1 rRNA gene is annotated in these 716 nt (G+C 46.6%); it reads right to left on the bottom strand.

Annotation, left to right across the window (positions count from 1 at the left end):
* Positions 1-348 (bottom strand): 23S ribosomal RNA (locus BGP75_RS08935); the annotation flags it as partial.
* Positions 349-716: the final 368 nt, after the last annotated feature.

Here is a 716-nt window from a genome sequence, read left to right as displayed (position 1 = left end):
AGCGCCTTTTCACATACGGGGCTATCACCCACTATGGCCACACTTTCCAGAGTGTTCTGTTAAAACGCTAAAAGCTTAAGGGCTACTCCCCGTTCGCTCGCCGCTACTAGGGGAATCTCGGTTGATTTCTTTTCCTCCGGGTACTTAGATGTTTCAGTTCCCCGGGTTCGCCTCCTGCGGCTATGTATTCCCCGCAGGATACCCAGCTTACACTGGGTGGGTTTCCCCATTCGGAAATGTCCGGATCACAGGTTGTTTACCACCTCCCCGAACCTTATCGCAGGTTACAACGTCCTTCATCGCCTCTGACTGCCTAGGCATCCACCGTGCACGCTTAGTCACTTGACCATATAACCCAAAACGGTGTTTGCACACCGGCTTGATGTTATAGCGATCGCAGACTGTACGACACTGTCTTTCCACGGGTTAAGTGAAAAGACGTTTGTCAGCAGCTTCAACCGGAGTTGATTCTGCTAACACTTGCTCTTATCGTATTACGATCATAAGAGCTCGCCAGATATTATTTCGCTTGATCGAACTTCAAAAAATTGAACTTAAATTTCAACTTTACTTCAATCACAAATCCACATTGTTAAAGAGCGTGTTTTCCAAGCGTGTTACCGCTGTTTGTAAGAAAACAAAAGGTAAAGTCATCACGGTGTCATTCGACACCCTCATTCTTTAGCTTTTGGTTTCTCAAGGTTCACCAGAGAATG

The sequence above is a fragment of the Motiliproteus sp. MSK22-1 genome (assembly GCF_001968815.1).
Lineage (GTDB): Bacteria > Pseudomonadota > Gammaproteobacteria > Pseudomonadales > Balneatricaceae > Motiliproteus.
Note: the sequence above shows the minus strand (reverse complement) of the source record. Positions and strands in the feature narration are given on the sequence as shown.